The sequence below is a fragment of the Streptomyces sp. Je 1-4 4N24 genome (assembly GCF_026239515.1).
Lineage (GTDB): Bacteria > Actinomycetota > Actinomycetes > Streptomycetales > Streptomycetaceae > Streptomyces > Streptomyces nigrescens.
Genome location: NZ_CP110836.1, coordinates 4,868,896 through 4,886,673, shown reverse-complemented (window position 1 = coordinate 4,886,673; position 17,778 = coordinate 4,868,896). Strand labels below are relative to the sequence as shown.

Here is a 17,778-nt window from a genome sequence, read left to right as displayed (position 1 = left end):
CGGATGCAGTGCCGTCGTGGCGGCACTCGTCGTCCGCACCGCACTCGGGGCGATACGTCGGCCGGGCACGGCCCGACGGCGATAGCGCTTCCTGACGAACAGACCAGCGGCGACGGCAGGCGCTGCCTCTGCGCTCACCCTTGGAGGCGCGCTTGCATGCGGCGGAAGCGGCCCGGGCCATGCCGTATGGGCTCTCCTTGGCGGGGTGCTGACCGCGTTCATCGTCGACCGGGGCATGGACCGAGGCAGGAGCGAATGAAGCTGGAGATCATGGAGAGTGGGCGTGACCGGGCTCGCGCGGCCACACGCCGGGGCGGAGCCAACATCGCGGTCACCGACACGAGGACTGGGGCAGGCGCCAGGCCGAGCGTGCACCATATGTGTTGCGTCAACGTCGTCGCCGGGAGCCCTGCGATGGGCGACGCTGGGACCAGAGCCCTTCCAAGCAGACGAGGAGCCGACCGTGCGCGCACGAGATCTGGCCGTTGACTACGAATCGGTGAACGTCGACAGCGATGCCCTGGCGGCGGCGCGGCTGATGGCTGAACACAAACTCCCCGGCCTCCTGGTGCTCGACGAGCAGGGCGAGCCCAGGGCGATCCTCCCGGCCTCCCAGATGGTCAAAGTCCTGGTGCCCGAGTACGTGATCGAGGACCCGGCCCTCGCCGCGGTCGTCGACGAAAAGCACGCCGACCGGCTCTGCCAAGCCCTGGCCGGGCGCAGCGTCGGCGACTGCCTGCCCATCGACGCACCCCCACCTCCCCTCGCGGACCCCGATGACACCGCTCTGGAAGTCGCAGCGCTCATGGCCCGCGTACGCAGCCCTCTGGTCGCCGTGGCCGAGAAGGCCAAGGAGGACGGCACACACCTGCTCGGTGTGATCACCGCAGCCCACCTACTGCACGAACTCCTCGAAGCATCGGGAAGCTAGCCCCCGGCACATCCCGCCGTGCCACGACATCCGACGCTTCACGGAGCGCGGCCCGTCCAACCCGGTGGCGAGGGGTCGCCCCTTCGATTCAGAGCCAGTCAAGTCACCCTCGAACTCAGCATCGAGTTACGGCACTCGGCGTCTGCGAGCGCGGTCTTAATACTCGTCCCAGCGGGGGAGACGCCCCGGTCTTCGTGCCGAAGCGCGGTCATAGCGGTCTGCCCCTGGCAGGACGGCCGGAGCTCCCGGCCATGGCCGGGAGCTTGCGCACGGTGCCCTGTAGCTGGCGGACGCTCTGCGTCACCGGCAACTTCCAGCGGGCCCCTCCGGCGCAGGACCGCCCGTCACTCCGCTGCGGCCTCTGAGAGCCGCGTCCTTCTCCAGTACTGCCGTCGCTTCTCCTCCTTCACGACGACACCGAGACGGGCGAGTTCCTCCCGGAGCTCACCGATGTCGTCGTCGGAGGAATCCTTCTTCTCCAACGCCTCCTGGCGCGCCTTGAGTACGGCGTCCGCGCCCTTCGGCAGTCCGGGAGTGCCGGGGACCCAGCGGCGGAACATGTCCTCGTACGGATCGGCGTCCGCCCACGCATAGCCGTGCCCGGTGAACGCGTCGGCGACGCGACGGGCCTCCAGGTCACACTCCTGCCGGGCGAGTTCGCCCCCGTCGTGGCCGAGCAGGACAAGCTGCTTGCCGTCGCGGAACACCCTGGCCACGGCGTCGTACGGAAACTCGTGCTCCCGGCCCTTGCGCAGGAGCGTGACGCACTGATCCGACAGCCGGATCACCAACTGCTCACGCTGGCCGATGAATCCGAGAGCCAGCCCCGCCACCGAACCCACAACGGGCAGCACCGGGGCGGGTAGCCACGCAAGAAGCTGGGCCGGCACCTGCAGCGGTGGCCAGGGGCATGTCGAGAGCCAGTCGGCCAGGAAGCCGACGAGCCAGCCGGCGCCCGCCCCCAGCACTGCGAGCCCGAGGTAGACACCCGCGGCGCCCCACGTCTGCTGACCAAGCACCGTGAGCCGGTCACCCGGCAGGTCCGGTTCCAGTCCCGCACCCCTCGTCATCGTCCTCCTCATCCCTGCCGTCACAGCCTTCCCCGCCGTTGGCGGAACAACATTCCGGGCATTCCTTCTATTACTCGCAGCAGGAATCCGAAGGGAACCGCATCTCTCGCATCGCCTCGTCTCCCTGCCTTCTGTATGAGGTGCGATTACTGCCGTAATTCGCGCATGGGAATGGAGGAAGCCCCGCCCCTGAAGGGGCCCGACAGCACGCCGAAATCAGGCATCCGTGCGTCACGCTAGGTAGGTCACATGACAGTCTCTGCATGACCGGATGATGGGCACGTAACACCCGCACGCACACCCCGCGTCAGCTTCCGGCGGTGGCTCGGTCGCGAGCAGCCTTGTGCTGCCGTCGCCGGTTGCCGCCCCAGGGGCCGGGGCCGTTGTTGGCCGTGAAGACCAGCCGGATGCCGCGGGTCGAGACCTCGGGAAGGTCGATGGCCGTCTGGGCAGTGAAGGCGTAGCGCCATAGTTGAGGCCCAGGTCGGAGACCTGGGCCTTGTTTGTTGTCCGGACCAGTTCAGGCGTCCCGCACCGGATCCGCACCGCTTCCCCCTCATTCGGCTGGAGGGAGAGCGGTCGCGACGTTCAGGCGGTCACGCTGCTCGGTCTTCCCGCCTGCCCTGGCGACTGCTCGCCGTCAGGCCGCGCAACGCGCGAAAGCCTGCACCCTGCCGGATTGGTTCGCCTCATTTTCGAATCGAATCGTCCACCGTCTGTCGCTCACCGCGCGGTTGCCCGTCACGTCGATGCTGGCGGAGGACACCAGCCAGCCACCGCTGACGGCAAAGGTGCCCCTGGGGCAGGTGACAGTGACGGTCTCGGCCTGGTTGGCCCCGATGGACCGGACCGGGCTCTCTGCGGTGACGACGCGGGGGTGGGCGGCTTCGTCATCGGCCAGTGCGGGGGACGCCAGGCTGACGGCCAACGCGGGTGCAGCGGCCAGGGCGAGGAGCTTGGTGCGGGACATGCTTTGACCTCTCTGAGTGGTTCGTGCGTTCTCTGCGAATCGAACGCACCAGCCCAGGCTAGGAACGGGGTGGACGGAACCGCCATCCGATGCGCCCCATTAGAGTGACGGAATGCGCACCATCGGTTACTGATCGTGGTGGCGCTGCCCAGGGTCCGACCTCCAACTACCGACGCAGGCCGCCCTGTTGACCGGAGCTCAGCGACCGTCGCGCCCATGGGTCGCATGGAGGGGTGCAACAGTTCCCCCTCCGGCCGTCTGCGGGCCGCGAAAGGGCACTCCCAGGTCAGCGACCTGGGCCTTGTTTGTTGTCCGGACAGCCCCGGTGCGGGCGTGCCCTCCGTGTTTCCCAACTCCCCTCTATGGATTGCACAGAGAGGTGGCGCACGGCACCTCAGGGGCCACGCGGTGGACGGTGCCTCGAATCCCGAGACGGGACTCCTTTGGCCTGCGCCACCAACGCGTCAAGTGAATGGGACGGCCTCGATCGGGCCGCATGATGCCCGGACGGCCGGGCCAGCGCCCCGGGCCCGGTCTGTGGTGCAATGGTTGAGTGAAGTTTGAGCATGACAACATGGTCGGGGTCCACTTGGCTGTGTCGCTGGTGAATCTTGAGTCGAGTGGTTCCTGGGGGTCTGAGGCGCTGGAACGGGCGCTGCAGGAGCATGCGATCCGGCGTTCGCGTGTCACCGGCTCGGCCGGTGAGGAGATCAGAGCGTGGACGCGGCTTTTGCGGCCCGTTTTTGAGGCTTCCTCCCAGGACCAACGGTGCGAGAAGATCAACGCTCTGCTCGCGGACGGCGCGGGAAGCGTGTACCTCACCACGCACGACGACCTGCGGCCGCATCTGCACTTCGCACCGGACGCCCAGGACGTCCAAAGCCGTGTGAAAGCCGTGACCGCGGGAGCTCTGGCCATCTTCACCATGGAGGCCGAGGGGGAACGGCTGGGCGTCTGCGCGCTGGACTCCTGCCGGACCGCCTTCGTCGACACCAGCCGCAGCGGTCGCCGCGCCTACTGCTGCGCGCGCTGCGCCAACACCGATGCGGTCCGCCGCCACCGCATGAAGCGGCGCTAGCGCTCCGCCCGGTTGCCGGCGTCATGCCGAGACCAGTGCCAGGACGAACGGGACAGCGGCGATGCCCAGGAGTGTCTGCGTCGCGGTGATGCCGGCCATCATCGGTGCGTCGCCGCCGAGTTGTCTCGCCATGATGTACGAGGACGATGCCGTGGGCAGAGCCTGGAAGAGCACGGCGATGATGAGCGCGTGGGAGCCCAGGCCGACCATCTGAGCCGCCAGGAGGGTCGCGGCGGGCATGAGGGCGAACTTGACGGACGACGACGTGAGGATCGGCGCCGCCCACGAGCGTGCCGCACCGAAGCGCAGCGCGGCGCCGATGCACAGCAGCCCCAGCGGCATCGAGGCGGCTCCGAGTGCCCCGAGCGCCGGCTCGATGCCCGGCGGCAGGCGCAGATCGAGTGCCTGCAGGAGGATGCCTCCCGCGCAGGCGAGGATGAGCGGGTTGGTCACGAGCTGTTTGACGATGCCCGTAAGGCGCAGGCGTGCGCTCCCGAACCGCGCGAAGACCAGCACGCACAGGACATTGACCGTGGGGACGATCACCGCGTTGCAGACGGCGGCGGTGGCGACTCCCTGGGTGCCGTACAGACCGGCAGCAATCGTCACACCGATGTAGTTGTTGAACCTGATGCTGCCCTGGAAGACGGAGGTGAAGCCGTCGTCCTTCAGTCGCATCACGGGCCTGAAGGCGATGACCAGTACGGCGACCGCCACCGTGGAGGCGATCAGAGTGCCTGCCAGGGCCCCTACCGGCAGATCGTCGGTGTCGGCCGTCGCCAGGCTGTGCAGGAACAGAGCCGGGAGCAGCACGTGATAGCTGAGGCGCTCGGCTTCGGACCAGAACCGCTCGGTGGTGATCATCGATCGCTTGAGCGCGTAGCCCAGCGCGATCAGCAGGACGACCGGAATCAGCGCCTTGATGGTCAGTGCGATCACGCCGGAGTCCCGTTCAGCGTGGCGACGATGATGTGGCAGCCCTCTTCCAGGGTGGCGATGTCGGTGGCGAAGGAGAGCCGCAGGTGGCCCGGCGCGCCGAAGGCGCTGCCCGGGACGGTCGCGCATCCCGCTTCGAGGAGGGTCTCCGCCGCTGCGAGATCGTCGCCGGTCACAAGGCGCGGAAAGAGGTAGAACGCGCCGTCGGGTTCCACCGTGTCCAGGTGCCGGCTCTGCCGCAGAATCGCCAGAGCCGCATCGCGTCGTCGGCGGTATGTTTCCCCTCGTTCCGCCAGAATCCCCTGGGCCCCCTCCAGGGCGGCAACCGCGGCGATCTGGCTCACGGTCGCCGTCTGCGTGCAGTTCTGGGTCTGTACGGCGGTGATACGACGGACAAGTTCGGCCGGCCCGAACCCCCAGCCGACCCTCCAGCCGGTCATCGCGTACGCCTTGGAGACGCCGTCGACGAGCAGGATCCGCTCGCGCAGGTCGGGCGCGACCTGCGCGATGCCGATGTACTCGCCCTCGCCGTAGCGGATGTGGGCGTAGATCTCGTCCGAAAGGATCATCGCCGAGGGGTGCCGTCGCAGGACCTCGGCGAGACCGGCCAGGGTGTCATGGCTGTAGGTGGCGCCCGAGGGGTTGCCAGGAGCGTTGAGCACGACCCAGCGCGTGCGTGCGGTCATGGCCGCTTCCAGGGCGTCGGGAGCGAGTCTGAACCCCGAGTCGGCCGAGCAGGGAACGATCACGGGCACGGCGCCGCACAGGCGAACCATGTCCGGATAGCTTGCCCAGTAAGGCGCCGGGATGATCACCTCGTCGCCCGGTCCGAGGGTGGCGAAGAGCGCGTTGAAGATGACCTGCTTGGCGCCGCATCCCACGGCCACTTCGGCATCTGTGTACCTCAGGGAGCGGTCTCGTTCCACTGCGCGCCGTGCGGCACGGCGCAGTTCCGGTATCCCGTTGGCGGGCGTGTAGCCCAACGGGCGGGCAGCGGCCTCCTGGGCGGCAAGAACCGCGTGCGCAGGCGGGGCGAAGTCGGGCTCACCGAGCGTGAGGTCGATGACGCGACGGCCTTCCGCCCGATACTCGGCCGCGCGGCGGGCCATCTCCAGGATGGGTGAGCCGGAAGGTGTCACCGGGCAGCCAGTCACCGGTCAGCCCTCCCCAAGGCGAACGGAACTTCCGTGGAACCGGTGGCCGTTCTGTCCCGCTGGTGGGTGTGGGAAGAGTCAGGGCCCTGGGCAGCGGGCGTCGAAGAGCGCATACCGACAGGCTGATGTAATACCCCGAGGCATGACAACCATTACAGGGCCCTGCGGGAGGACTCGGCAGGCCGGCACGCCGCCGCGACGTCTGAACCTGCCGGGCCACGGCCGGCAACTGAGCGTTGCCGAAGGCCGGACGCACGGTGCCGAGCAGCAGCCCCGCCCCCATGGCCCGCGTCCGGCCCGGCCTCGAAGAGGCTTCGCATGGGTCGCGCCGGCGCCGATGGCATCGACACCGAGCCCGACTCGGCCACCCGTGCCGTCTACACCGGCTCCGGGAGGCGGACCTTTGTACGGCGCCGCATCAGCACCGGTCCCACCAGCGCGACCAGAGCCAGTGACAGGATCGCCGCCGAGGCCGGCCGGGTGAGGAAGACTGCCGGGTCGCCCTCGCTGAATGCCAGAGCCCGTCGGAACTGGGACTCCATGAGCGGCCCCAGCACCGCGCCGAGGATGAGCGGTGCGATGGGGTAACCCGTGCGGCGCATGAAGAGACCGAGGACCGCCACCGCGATGGCCAGCATCACCTCGAAAGTGCTCTGCGAGAGCGCGTAGACACCGAGGAGGGCGAAGCACAGGATGCCCGCGCTGAGCACCGGCGCCGGGAGGCGCAGCAGCTTGACCCAGAACCGGATCATGGGGAGGTTGAGCACCAGCAGCATGACGTTGCCGATATAGAGGCTCGCTATGAGCGTCCACACCAGTGCGGGCTGCTGTGCGAACAGCTGGGGGCCGGGCTGGATGTTGTAGATCTGGAAGGCGATGAGCAGCACGCCGGCCGTGGCGGAGGTGGGGATGCCGAGGGTGAGGAGTGGCATGAGGACGCCGGAGAAGGCGGCGTTGTTGGCGGCCTCGGGGCCCGCTACGCCCTCGATGGCGCCCTTGCCGAACTCGTCTTCGCCCTTGCCGCGCTCCTTCCTGCGTTTCGCGAGGCGCCGCTCGATGTTGTAACTGAGGAACGTGGGGATCTCCGCGCCGCCCGCCGGCATCGCGCCGAAGGGCACGCCCAGGGCGGTGCCGCGCAGCCAGGGGCGCCAGGAGCGGCGCCAGTCGTCGCGGGTCATCCCGACCCCGCCGCGCAGGGAGGCAACCTGCTCCGACCGGTCGGGGGTGCAGGTGGTGAAGAGCACCTCGGCGACGGCGAAGAGGCCGACGGCGAGGGCCACGACAGGGATGCCGTCGTACAGCTGCGGCAGTCCGAAGGAGTAGCGGGCCTGACCGGTGAGGGCGTCGATGCCGACGAGCCCGAAGGCGAGGCCGAGGAAGAGACTCGACAGACCGCGGATCACCGAGTCGCCGATGAGCGAGGTGACCGTGACGAAGGCGAGCACGATGATGGCGAAGTACTCGGCGGGCTGGACCAGTTTCGCCAGGGCGGACATTCCGGGGGCGAGGAAGGTGATCACGAGCGTCGAGATGGTGCCCGCGACGAAGGAACCGATCGCGGCGGTCGCCAGGGCGGCTCCGGCCCGGCCCGTTCTGGCCATGGGATGGCCTTCGAGGGTGGTCGGTACGGAGGCTGTCTCGCCGGGAACGTTGAGGAGGATCGCCGTGGTGGATCCGCCGTACATGCCGCCGTAATAGATGCCGGCGAACAGCACGAAGGCGCCGACCGGGTCGAAGATGAAGGTGAGAGGCAGCAGCAGGGCCACCGTCGTCGCCGGGCCGAGGCCGGGCAGCACGCCGACCAGCGTGCCCAGGGTCACTCCGGCCAGTGCGAGAAGCAGGTTCTGCAGGCTGAGGGCGCCGGCGAAGCCGTCGCCGAGGTTGCCGAGAACGTCCATGTCAGAAGGCCAATCGGAGGTAGCCGGGCGGCAGGTTGATGCCGAACAGCCGGTCGAACACGAAATAGGTCGCGAGGGCGAGGGCGAGCCCGATCAGCACGTCACGCCGCAGGTTGCGGCTGCCCTGGATGCGGGCTGACGCGGCGTAGAAGACGGTCGTCACCTGCCAGTAGCCGACGAACGGCATGAGCAGCGTGTAGGTGACCAGAGCGCCCAGAAGAATCAGCGTCGGACGCCACCGCGCGGGGGCCGCGGGGGCCTGCTCGGTGTGCTCCGCACGCTCGGCGGGCTCCCCCGCTCCGGCCGAGCGGCCCGGCCGGGAGCCCAGGACCGCGCCGAGCCGAGGGCCCAGGAACGCCTGTACGACGCCGATCGCGCCGATCAGAGTGCCCGCCGCACCGACCAGGATCGGGAACGGCCGGGGGCCCACCGTCTGGAAGCCTCCGCCCTCCGGGATGAGGAATGCGCCGATCAGCACCGTAAGGCCCACGGCGAGGATGAAGAGCGCCATCGCCCGGGGGCCGAGCGGCGGCCGCCCGGAGCCCGGCCGGCCCGTGGGCCCCCCGGGCCCCGGGCGCCGCGGGAACTGCGGAGGCTGCCCGGCCGACCCGTCCTGCCCGGCCGACCGGTCCGGGCTGGACCGCTTCTGCTGAGAGGCGGTCACTTGACGAGCCCCAGTTCCTCAAGGACTTTGTTGACCGGCCCCTCCTGGTGCTGGATCAGGTCGCCGAACCTGTCGCCCGGCGTCCAGGCGTCCGCCCAGTCGTTCCGCTTCAGCACGTCCTTCCAGCAGCTTGAGTTGCGCATCTTGCGCACCGTGTCCACGACGGCCTGCTGCTGGGCACCGGAGAGCCCGGACGGGGCGAGAACACCACCGACGCTCCGGACGGCAGCCGCCTCCAGGCCCAGCTCAGCCAGCGACGGGGCATCGATGCCCTTGATCTCCTGTCCTTTGGGCTTCTCGGTGAAGGCGAGGACCTTCAGGGCCTTGGCCTCGATCTGGCCGCGGAGTTCGGTGAGGGTGGAGATGCCCACGGTCGCGGCGCCGTTGAGCAGCAGGCTGACGGTCTCGCCGCCACCGCCGGTCGGCACGTAGTTGATCTTGTCGGGTGAGACGCCTCTGCTCTTGCCGAGGAGCGCCGCCTGGATGTGGTCGCCGCCGCCGAGCGAGCCGCCGGTCCACTTGATCGACTTCGGCTTCTTCCTCAGGTCGGCGAGCAGGCTCTTCACGTCCTTGTACGGGGAGTCCTTCGGCACGACGACGGCGCTCGGGGAGCTGGTGAGGCCGGCCACGGGCGTGAGCGACTTCAGGTCGACCGGGGACTTGTTGACGGCGATGCCGCCCAGCACCGTCACCGTGTCCATCACCACGAGCTGGTGCGCGTCGCCCTTGTGCTTGAGGAACTCGGCCAGGCCGATGGTGCCCCCGGCCCCCGGTTTGTTGCTGACGGTGGCCTTCTCCCTGATGACCTTGCACTGGGTGAGCGCTTGGGACATACCTCTGGCGCGGGTGTCCCAGCCGCCGCCGGGGCTGCCGGGGGCGAGCACCGATATCCCCTTGGTGGGGTAGGCGACGGTCTTCCCACCACCGTCCTTAGCGTCGTCCGCGGTTCCCACGGCGCAGCTGCTGAGCATGCCCGCGGCCGTGAGGACGGCGGCGGCGCGGCGGGCCGGCTTGACGTGCATGTTCTTCATCAGGCGCGCTCTCCTTCCAGAATCGACGTGAAGAAATCCTTGACGGGTTCGAGGACGGACATCGGCTGGTGGCCCGCGCCCTGAACGACGTCGAACCGGACCGGGATGCCGTGCCGCTCGAAATCCGAGCTCAACGCCCGCAGCCGCTCCAGCCGGGTCCGGCCGTAGGCGTCCGCACCGTCCATCCAGTTCGAGTCGCCGATGTTGTTGATCTCCCAGGTCTCGGTGTCCTCGGATCCGACGACCATCTGCACCGGCACGTCCCGTAGCTCCGCGAGCCGCGGCAGCCGGCCGAACTTCTCCTCGAAGCCCTTCAGCCCCACCCACCAGTCCCGCTCCGGGTCGAGGTAGGTGATCCGGCCCGGGGCGCCGATCGAGACGCCGGTGAGCCGGTCCGGATGCAGATAGGCGAAGCGGTGGGCGAACTGCCCGCCGCCGGAGAAGCCGTGCAGCAAGAACCTGGAGGTGTCCGTGTTCCAGCGGTCGCCGGCCTCCGCGACGATCTCCAGCAGGACTTGGTCGTACCGGATGTCGCCGTACTCGATGAACTTGAAGTTGTGGAGGTCGTCGGGGTTGCCGATGCCGGCGGGAAACAGCGGGCACAGCACCAGGCAGCCGTTCTGCTCGGCCCACTCGGCGAAGTTGTCGCGGTACTGAGGGCCGCGTCGGCCGGTGCCGTGCTGGAGCACCGCGAGCGGCACCGGTGCGCCCTGCGGGTCGTGGGCACTCGGCACGTAGGCGCAGAACGAGAAACGCTGGTCATGGCGTGAGGCGAAGATCGTGGTCGCGCCACCCGAGTAGTACTCCGTCGGATGCGCGGGACCGCCTCGCTCCGCGAGACGTGCGTGACCGGCCATATGTCCTCCAAGCCGCAGGTCATCGGGTGTGTCGTGGAGGTGATTCTGTGAACCGGCCAAGGGCGGGGCAATAAGATTGCCGCCGGCGCGGTAAGGTTGAGGATGGCCGTGATCTTGATGATCGAGGCGGCGCGACCGGAGTGGATCACCATTCGGCCCTCGCCTCTGGCCGAGCTGTGCGCGGCGCTGCACGCGCTGGATGAGCCGGAGCACCACCCGGAGAGCGGGGCGTGGCTGTCGGCGGTGCACAAGGAATTCACCGACGACCTGCTGACGCGTGCGACGGTGTGGGCACCGCTGTGGGGCGCATTCCGGGCGCGCTATCTGCTGCCGCTGACCACGGGGCCCGAGCGCTCGCTGGACGCGGAGCTCGCCGAGGTGGCCCGGCTGCCCGTGGACGCCTTCGCCGCGCTGACGCTGGAAGCGCTGATCGGCAAGAACCGCGCCGCGGGCGAGCCGTCACAGGAGCCGACGGAGGTGCTGCGGCGGCTGCGGCTGATCTCGTTGCGCCGCTACGACCTCGGGCTTCGGCTCATCGGGGAACCCGCCCGGTTCCGGGACGAGTTGCTGGAGGTCCTCGCCGCCTTCGGCTCGACGCTCTTCGACAAGGAGTGGCGCCGGGTACGGGCCGACGTGGAGGCCGACACCCAGACCCGGCAGCGACAGCTGCACCTGCACGGTGTCGCGGCGGCCTTCGACGGCATCGGCACCGTGTCGGGCGACGGCCCACCGCGGGTGATCGTCGAGAAGCTGTACCACGCGACGGCACGGCTGGACGAGCGCACGCCCGGCGTGCTCGTGCCGAGCGTGCACGGAGCGCCCCACGTGGTCGTCAAGCACGCCCCCGGCTTTCCGGTGGTCGTGCAATACCCGGTGCTGCAGACCTCGGCGCCGGTCTCGGTGGAGGAGGCGCAACGGCGACTGGCGGTGCTGGCGGACCCGACACGACTCCGGATCTGCCAGAACATCCTGCGCCACCCCGCGGCCACGGCGGAGCTCGCGGCACGGCTGGGAATGACATCACCTCAGGTCTCACGGCATCTGCGCCGGCTGCGCGAGGCGGGACTCGTATCGACGCACCGGCACGGGGCGGCTGTGTACTACCGGCTCAACGTGGAAGCCATCGGGCGCCTCGGCCCGGATCTGCTGGCCGGCCTGCACCACTGAGGATCCCTGCCGAGGACGTCGAGCCCTACCCGCGCGCGGGGGGAGTCGCGAAAATCCGGTCCAGGTGGTGATGGAGCACCGCGAGGGCCGACTCCGGACTCCGCTGGCCCACGAGGATGCTGGTGCCCATGGCCGCCGTCATCGCGAGCAGACTGATCGCCTCCGTGCGTGCGTCGATGCCGGGACCGGCCAGACCCGACGCCTGGGCCTGTTCGAGCAGGCCGGTCAGGGCGTTCTCGGCGGCGTCGGGGTTGTCGATGAAGGGCTGGGCGGCCAGCGCGTCGTCGGTCACGGACAGGATCGAGTAGGAGCTGTAGAGGAGGTGGAAGGTGCGGCCCTCCTCGTCGGTCGGGAGAGAGGCCAGCAGCAGCGCCTCGATGGTCGCGCGCGGGCCCGGGTCCGGGCCTGCGGCGGCCAGGCGGGCGCCCACCCGTGCGGTGAAGCGGTCGGTCAGGTGCTGGAGCCCGTAGAAGAGCAGCTTCGCCTTGGTCTCGAAGTAGTACTGCACGAGCCGGAGTGACACGCCGGCCTCTGCGGCCACGTCGCGCATGCCGACGGCGTGCAGTCCTCGACGCCCCGCGACCTGGATGAGCGCCTCGGCGATCTGGGCGCGCCGTTCCTCGTGGTCCACGTGCTTTGGCATGTGCCGGTGTCTCCGCCCGTCGGTGTGGGGTTCGCGGTCCGGCTCAGCCCGGACCCTTTATGGTACCGCCGTACCAACATCATGGTACGGTCGTATCACGAAGAACGGATCTCCCCGGAGGTGCCCCCGTGCCCGAGAACACGAACCGTGTGCGCCGCGATGTCGGCCGCTACGTGAACGACGAGCTGCGCGACCGCTACTTCGCCGCCTGCGACGCCGTCTACGCGATGGGTGCGCCCGCCCGCTCCGAGACGGACGTCGAGACCAGCTTCGGCACCACGCACGTCTACCGGTACGGCCCCACGGATCCGGCAGCCGAGTCCCGTACGCCGGTGGTCCTGATCCACGGCGCGGGCTACTGCTCGGCGATGTGGTACCCCAACACCCCCGCGCTCAGCGCCGAACGGCCCGTCTACGCGCTCGACACCCCCGGCGACGCCGGGCGCAGCGTCCACCGCGAGCCCATGTGGCAGCCGGAGCGCGCCGCGCAGTGGCTCGACGAGACACTCGACGCCCTCGGCCTCGACCGGGTCCACCTGGTCGGCTCCTCGTACGGCGGCTGGCTGGTGCTCAACATGACCCACCGCCGGCCCGGACGGCTCGCGTCGGTCACCGCCCTCGACCCCGGCGGCCTGGAGAAGGTGGGCCTGCGCTTCTTCGCCTGGGTCTTCGTCAGTCTCTTCGCCAGCTTCGCCCCCAAGGCGCTGCGCCCGCGCCTCGCCTCCTGGCTGGAGCAACCGGTCATCGCCGTCCCCGAGTTGCGGACGTGGATCCAGGCGGGCGCCCGCGCCTTCCGGATCCGCCGCCCCGCGCCGCTGCCGCTGACCGAGGACGCGCTGCGCTCCATCCGGACCCCGCTCTACCTCATCATGGGCAAGCGCAGCCTGCTGGTACACCCGCAGCGGCAGCTGGAACGGGTGCCGCGACTGATCCCCGGAGCCCGTGCCGAGATCATCGCCGCGACGGGCCACGGCCCGCAGATCGACCACCCCGACGTGGTCAACGCCCGGATGCTGAGCTTCATGGAGGACATCGACTCCCTCGACCCGGCCGAGGCCGACGGCGTGGTCGACGCGTAGGACCTACGGCAGGGAGGGCTCCGGCACGGCCGAGCAAGCAGGAACATCAGCACAGGCGTGCCGGCCGCAAACCGCAGGCTCCTTGAAGGAACCCCCGACGCGCCAACCGCCCGCCTCAGCGCCGGTGAACGACGCCGGGAGCTAGCTGCTCCGCGTCGTGGCCCATCCGTGTGGACCGCCGCCCGGAGTACGGTGAACACGTCGGGATATTTCGAGCGTTCCCCCCTTGCCGGAGTCGAAAGGCCGGCGGTGGGGCGGGCCAGCTCATCTCCTCCCCCGTCGGCAAGTCGCGACGGACAACACGAGAAGGGCGACAGAACGCCAACCGTTCCAGGCGGCGGTAGGTGTGAGCATTCACCGAGGGGCACCTCATACGCCTGACAGAGAGGCCGGCATGAGACCTGTAGAACCGATGCCTTCGGCAGGGATGGCTGAGGTCCGTATCGTCGCCGCATCCCCCGAGGCCGCGCGCCGGGTCGCAGAAGTGCTCCGGCACTGCTTCCCCGCCGCCGAACAGCGCAGCTACCCCGCCGGCCACGACGGCGGGACCCGGCTCCACATCACGGTGGACACCACGCACACCTCCGAGCCCGTCGTGACGGCCGCGCCGTGGCGGGTGACCAGCGAGTCAGCCGCGCGTGACCGCCCGCATGCGGACGAGGTCTGAGGAAGCCGGCCTCAGACACGCGGCTGAGACAGGGCCGGCCCCTCGACCGGGCATCCGGCACTTCTCCGCCGCGATGACCGCGACACAGTTCTCCCCAGAGGTAGCAGTCATGGCATCACTGACCGAGCGGAAGGCGTACCGCGAGAAGATCATGCAGGCTCTGTATGAGGCCACAGAAGGCAACCGCCTCCTGGGTGTCACCGGAGCCAAGCTGGCCCAAGAACTCGCGATCCCGGCAGAGGATCTGGCTGCCGCCTGCACGTATCTGGTGGGCGAGGACCTGATCACGGTCGACTGGACCGCGGGCAATACGCCGGCCATGGTCACGCTGACGCACCAAGGCATCCGGCGCATGGAGGCCGAAGAAGAAGAGCACGGTTGACGCCCTGCTCAGGCGGCGTCCGAACCCTTCGGCTGCCACTCAAGGGATGCGTGTGGGGCCGGGAGAGCGAGGAAGCCGCGGTCCAGAGCTGATTGCGGTACTCGGATGGGACGGCACGAGGGGCCTGTCCGGGCACGGGAGCACGTGCCCCTACCGGCGGAGGGCCCGGAGGAACAACCCATCCGGCCGTTAGTGCTCTTGCTCCGCGCCGGGTACCGGTGAACCATGGCTGGCACCTTCACCACCCGCACCATCAACATGGCAACCGGCGCCACTGAGACCATGCACGACCTGACGAACGCGTGCTCCGCGTTCCTCCGGGAGGCGGCTCATGGGCGAAACGGACTGCTGAACGTGTTCACTCCCCACGCGACGTCCGGCCTGGCCGTCATCGAGACCGGCGCGGGCAGTGACGATGACCTGTTGGCAGCCCTCCGCGGCATTCTTCCCGCGGACGACCGCTGGGGGGACCGCCACGGTGGTCCAGGCCACGGCCGCGGCCACATGCTCCCGGCTCTGGTACCACCACACGCCACGTTGCCCGTAGTCGATGGCAAGCTGGAGCTGGGGGCCTCGCAGTCCGTCGTACTGGTGAACACCGACCGGGACGGCCCCGAGCGCCAGGTCCGGCTGTCCTTCCTCGGCTGACCGGACGACCCACGCGGTCCTGCGGCCGGCAGCCCCCGTTGGCAGCCGATGTCGCACGAGAGTGTCCGGCTGCCCGCACGGCAGGCGCTGCCTCTCTTCGCAATTCTCAAGTCCGAGACTGCTCCAAGGTCTCCTGTGCCCTTCGCCCCGTCGCTCCGGATCGGCTCGGCGAGCCTTACCCGGAGTAAGCCGGCACTACCGAGGGCAATTCGCACACCAGCCTCCATGCTCGTGTCGTTTTCGGCGATTCCCCCTCACCGCGAGTGCCCTGATGAACGAAGCGGAGCAGCGCCGGATCGCGGAGGAGACGGAACTGTCCCTGGTATCGGTCTGGGACTCCGAAGGGGGCCATGGAGCAAGCCTGCAGACCTGGTCACCGAGGAGGCGATGACCTTGTCGGGCGCGTCGACGCATCGCCGACTGCGCGAACGGTGACCTCAGCGTGCGCCGCCGCCCTCTCCTGCGAGCCTTGGCGACGGGGTCAGATTGAGTTGGCCGATGGCTTCCTTCACGTCCTGCGGCCAGAGCCACAGCCGGTAGACCGGCGGGACCCGGAAGTAGTCCTCCGGACCGTGCAGTTCGCGATTGCGCATATCCACGCAGTACCTCGTCCGCCAGGAGAACGCCTCGCCAGGCTTCCACTCCTGCCCCTCGGCCTTCTTCTTCGTGACGTCGTGAAGCTTCTCAAGGGCCCGGTACTCGTAGGCGAGCAGGGTTTTGGGGTCCTTCCAGATTCCCTTCTTGCCCTTGACCGCCTTGTCGGCGGCCTTGAGGAGGAGGGGAAGGTCGAGCTCGCCGGGGATGGAGGGGTAGATGACGAAGGTGGCCGCCCATCCTTCGGCGATGAGGTCGAGGTTGAAGGTCGGCCTCTTCTCCCTCGGCAGACTGGCCAGTTCCTTCTTCGAGTAGTTCGGCGCGATGTAGGCGAGCAGACGGTTGTTGTCGTCGAACTGGTCGTCGGCGGTGCGGATGAAGATGCTGCGCTCCTTGCCGGGTTTCCTGCCCTCGGCCAGCCTCTTCTTGATGTTCTCCGTGTTGAACGCGGCCGCCGTCGTGCCTTGGCCGAACTGCAAACTGCCCGCTTTCCCCGTCTCGATCTTCGGCAACAGGAATGCGGCGAGGTCATCGGAGATGGGCGCGATGCCCTCCCGTATCCAGGCGGCCAGTTGCTTGAATTCCTTGTCGACGTTCTCGGCCCGTTCAACCGTGTCCGCCGTCGTTTCCGGAGTGTCGACGGACAGCATGCGGACCGGCATCTTGACGTATGGCGTATCCCCGTCGTGTACCTCGACCAGGGCACGCGAGCCCAGCGACGGCATGGCGGTCCCGGCAGGTGTCCACAGGATCTCTACAGGGTCGGTCACGGCTGCTGTCCTTCCCGGCGTACGCCTTTGGCGCCTCCGCCCTCCGGCTCCACCCAGCGTCACGCCGTGCTCCCGGCGCCGCAACTCCGCACGGCCGGACACGAGCCGGCAGCGATTCAGGCGGAGCGCGGCCCCGCGGCCCCCGCCTCCTTCATTCGGGCCGGGCCGAGCGGACGCGACCGGAGCGGCGCAGGCTGCGCGTATGGCGGTATTCGCGCAGGAGGATCGTCAGCACGGCGGAAACGGCTGGGCGTGCGGGGGCGGCCAGGAGGCCCGGACCCTTGGCCTCGGCCGCGTCGGTGGTGGCCTCTTCCAGGGCTATCAGAGCCCGGACGAAGGGACGGTTGGCGGGTGGCACGAACCCGGTCACACAGTGGCTGGCGGCCAGGGCAGCACGGGCCTGTTGGAGGAGGTGCCGCAGCAGAGCACGGGCTCCGGGGGTGTCCTGGGCCTGTACGAGGTCGGCACGGGTCACGCCGTGGCTCAGCAGGGCGTCCTCAGGGAGGGTCAGCCTGTCGTCGGACAGATCCTCGGCGAGATCGTTGACGAAGTCGAGTCGCTGGCTGCCGTCTATGTAGGTGCGGCAGGCAGCGCGGTAGCCGGCAGGTTCGTCACCGGGGGCGAGCAGGCAGGCGACCAGCATGAAGGCGGGCAGTGAGTACGCGTCGAGATAGCGCTGGTAGTCCGACTCCGTGGCGAAGCCGGTGAATTCGAGTTCGGTGGCCGCGGTGCGGAGAAAGTCCTTGGCATGGAGGAGAAGGCGGGGGTGGCAGGCGCCGGTGTGCAGGAGCGGCCATTCTCCGGTACCGAGTTGGGGCCGAGTCGCCCGGTTCGGATGCGCGGGTTCGGTGCCCGGACCGAATGCGCGGTTCGGTGCCCGGATCGGAAGCGCGGTTCGGTGGTCCGTCCTCGAACCGCCGCTCAAAGCCCCACCCACGGCCCCCTGCCGTGCGTCTGCGCTGCGACCACACCGCAGGAACGGTATTCGCAACGGTTGTTAGTGAGGCGTTACCGGTGCACTAGCGATCTCCGTGAGAGTCATGTGCGTCCAAGGGCATGGGTTGAGGCCGCTGAGGCCTTCAGCCTTCTGCCCGCCCATCGAACGGGGGAGCACGACATGCAGAAGATGACACCGGACCACGACGCGGCTGTGGGGCGCCGGGCACAGGAATCGCGGCCTTCGCCTTTTCGAAGTTGACCACGCATCCGCCTCCCCCTCCTTCTGGGCGTCCCACTTCT

Annotated in this window: 18 protein-coding genes; 7 read left to right on the top strand and 11 right to left on the bottom strand. The window is 69.1% G+C overall.

The window, feature by feature from the left end; genetic code table 11:
* Positions 1 to 463: 463 nt before the first annotated feature.
* On the top strand, positions 464 to 931 hold the full coding sequence (locus SLV14N_RS21255; RefSeq protein WP_263270629.1) for a CBS domain-containing protein: 468 nt from the start codon (positions 464 to 466) through the stop codon (positions 929 to 931).
* Positions 932 to 1,275: 344 nt separating this feature from the next.
* Here SLV14N_RS21255 and SLV14N_RS21250 read toward each other — a convergent pair whose 3' ends face one another.
* Both SLV14N_RS21250 and SLV14N_RS21245 read right to left on the bottom strand, forming a co-directional pair.
* Positions 1,276 to 2,001 (bottom strand): hypothetical protein, encoded by a 726-nt coding sequence (locus tag SLV14N_RS21250; RefSeq protein ID WP_263270627.1) that lies wholly within the window; start codon positions 1,999 to 2,001, stop codon positions 1,276 to 1,278.
* A 640-nt stretch (positions 2,002 to 2,641) separates the two neighbouring features.
* Positions 2,642 to 2,971: a hypothetical protein gene (locus SLV14N_RS21245; protein WP_208682762.1), complete on the bottom strand. Its 330-nt coding sequence runs from the start codon at positions 2,969 to 2,971 to the stop codon at positions 2,642 to 2,644.
* A gap of 553 nt (positions 2,972 to 3,524) precedes the next feature.
* Here SLV14N_RS21245 and SLV14N_RS21240 point away from each other — a divergent pair.
* Complete coding sequence (locus SLV14N_RS21240; protein WP_263270626.1) at positions 3,525 to 4,049, top strand: CGNR zinc finger domain-containing protein; 525 nt, start codon at positions 3,525 to 3,527, stop codon at positions 4,047 to 4,049.
* 21 nt (positions 4,050 to 4,070) lie between these two features.
* Here SLV14N_RS21240 and SLV14N_RS21235 read toward each other — a convergent pair whose 3' ends face one another.
* From SLV14N_RS21235 to SLV14N_RS21210, 6 genes are all read right to left on the bottom strand, one after another.
* On the bottom strand, positions 4,071 to 4,988 hold the full coding sequence (locus tag SLV14N_RS21235; RefSeq protein ID WP_263270624.1) for an AEC family transporter: 918 nt from the start codon (positions 4,986 to 4,988) through the stop codon (positions 4,071 to 4,073).
* Entirely contained in the window at positions 4,985 to 6,094 is a 1,110-nt protein-coding gene (locus SLV14N_RS21230) for a pyridoxal phosphate-dependent aminotransferase (protein ID WP_263270623.1), read from the bottom strand. The genes SLV14N_RS21235 and SLV14N_RS21230 overlap by 4 nt, the downstream gene beginning before the upstream one ends.
* Before the next feature lie 422 nt (positions 6,095 to 6,516).
* Positions 6,517 to 8,037: a tripartite tricarboxylate transporter permease gene (locus tag SLV14N_RS21225; protein ID WP_263270621.1), complete on the bottom strand. Its 1,521-nt coding sequence runs from the start codon at positions 8,035 to 8,037 to the stop codon at positions 6,517 to 6,519.
* Between the two features lies 1 nt (position 8,038).
* The gene (locus SLV14N_RS21220) at positions 8,039 to 8,548 is read right to left on the bottom strand and encodes a tripartite tricarboxylate transporter TctB family protein (RefSeq protein WP_265874000.1); all 510 of its coding nucleotides are present in this window, start codon (positions 8,546 to 8,548) and stop codon (positions 8,039 to 8,041) included.
* Positions 8,549 to 8,697: 149 nt separating this feature from the next.
* Positions 8,698 to 9,732 carry a tripartite tricarboxylate transporter substrate binding protein gene (locus SLV14N_RS21215; protein ID WP_263270619.1) on the bottom strand — a complete coding sequence of 345 codons (1,035 nt, stop codon included), beginning with the start codon at positions 9,730 to 9,732 and terminating at the stop codon, positions 8,698 to 8,700.
* The gene (locus SLV14N_RS21210; protein WP_208682741.1) at positions 9,732 to 10,589 is read right to left on the bottom strand and encodes an alpha/beta hydrolase; all 858 of its coding nucleotides are present in this window, start codon (positions 10,587 to 10,589) and stop codon (positions 9,732 to 9,734) included. Before SLV14N_RS21210 ends, SLV14N_RS21215 begins: the two co-directional genes overlap by 1 nt.
* A 102-nt stretch (positions 10,590 to 10,691) precedes the next feature.
* Between SLV14N_RS21210 and SLV14N_RS21205 the strand changes: the two genes are divergently transcribed.
* Positions 10,692 to 11,756: a DUF5937 family protein gene (locus SLV14N_RS21205; RefSeq protein ID WP_263270618.1), complete on the top strand. Its 1,065-nt coding sequence runs from the start codon at positions 10,692 to 10,694 to the stop codon at positions 11,754 to 11,756.
* 25 nt (positions 11,757 to 11,781) lie between these two features.
* Here the strand turns inward: SLV14N_RS21205 and SLV14N_RS21200 are convergent, their stop codons facing one another.
* Positions 11,782 to 12,399 (bottom strand): TetR/AcrR family transcriptional regulator, encoded by a 618-nt coding sequence (locus SLV14N_RS21200; RefSeq protein ID WP_263270616.1) that lies wholly within the window; start codon positions 12,397 to 12,399, stop codon positions 11,782 to 11,784.
* Positions 12,400 to 12,527: 128 nt separating this feature from the next.
* Between SLV14N_RS21200 and SLV14N_RS21195 the strand changes: the two genes are divergently transcribed.
* The 4 genes from SLV14N_RS21195 to SLV14N_RS21180 all read left to right on the top strand — a co-directional run bounded on the left by SLV14N_RS21195 (position 12,528) and on the right by SLV14N_RS21180 (position 15,175).
* On the top strand, positions 12,528 to 13,478 hold the full coding sequence (locus tag SLV14N_RS21195) for an alpha/beta fold hydrolase (RefSeq protein ID WP_208682735.1): 951 nt from the start codon (positions 12,528 to 12,530) through the stop codon (positions 13,476 to 13,478).
* Positions 13,479 to 13,872: 394 nt separating this feature from the next.
* The gene (locus SLV14N_RS21190; RefSeq protein ID WP_263270615.1) at positions 13,873 to 14,145 is read left to right on the top strand and encodes a hypothetical protein; all 273 of its coding nucleotides are present in this window, start codon (positions 13,873 to 13,875) and stop codon (positions 14,143 to 14,145) included.
* Between the two features lie 109 nt (positions 14,146 to 14,254).
* On the top strand, positions 14,255 to 14,527 hold the full coding sequence (locus tag SLV14N_RS21185; RefSeq protein ID WP_208682731.1) for a hypothetical protein: 273 nt from the start codon (positions 14,255 to 14,257) through the stop codon (positions 14,525 to 14,527).
* 225 nt (positions 14,528 to 14,752) lie between these two features.
* Positions 14,753 to 15,175, top strand: a complete 423-nt coding sequence (locus tag SLV14N_RS21180; protein WP_208682729.1) for a YjbQ family protein — start codon at positions 14,753 to 14,755, stop codon at positions 15,173 to 15,175.
* A 437-nt stretch (positions 15,176 to 15,612) separates the two neighbouring features.
* On the opposite strand, the gene SLV14N_RS21175 is transcribed toward SLV14N_RS21180, so the two are convergent.
* On the bottom strand, positions 15,613 to 16,539 hold the full coding sequence (locus SLV14N_RS21175; protein ID WP_208682727.1) for a thermonuclease family protein: 927 nt from the start codon (positions 16,537 to 16,539) through the stop codon (positions 15,613 to 15,615).
* A 151-nt stretch (positions 16,540 to 16,690) separates the two neighbouring features.
* Positions 16,691 to 17,464 carry a squalene/phytoene synthase family protein gene (locus tag SLV14N_RS21170; protein WP_263270614.1) on the bottom strand — a complete coding sequence of 258 codons (774 nt, stop codon included), beginning with the start codon at positions 17,462 to 17,464 and terminating at the stop codon, positions 16,691 to 16,693.
* Between the last annotated feature and the right edge of the window lie 314 nt (positions 17,465 to 17,778).